Origin of the sequence: Pseudoalteromonas sp. 120-MNA-CIBAN-0494, from assembly GCF_040308885.1 — a bacterium.
Classification (GTDB): Bacteria; Pseudomonadota; Gammaproteobacteria; order Enterobacterales; family Alteromonadaceae; genus Pseudoalteromonas; species Pseudoalteromonas nigrifaciens.
Genome location: NZ_JBEOOE010000221.1, coordinates 1 through 241 on the forward strand (window position 1 = coordinate 1; position 241 = coordinate 241).

Genomic DNA, 241 nt, shown 5'->3' on the forward strand with positions numbered 1-241 from the left:
GTGCTGCTGGTATTATGGCAGTCATTGTGATGGTGCCCTTTATGTTTGTGGGCTTTGACGTTATCCCTCAAGCGGCAGAAGAGATCGACTTAACTCGTCCTAATATCGGTAAGTTTTTGATTCTCTCTATCATTGTTGCTGTCATATGGTATGTGGGTATCGCTTGGAGTGTAGGCACAACGTTACCGTTGGTACAAGCTGAGAACTCAACTTTAGCAACCGCAGATGCGATGACTAACGC

General features: G+C 45.6%; 1 pseudogene. It reads left to right on the forward strand.

From position 1 onward, the window contains the following. A pseudogene (locus tag AAEY55_RS18570) lies at positions 1–241 on the forward strand (amino acid permease); the annotation flags it as partial.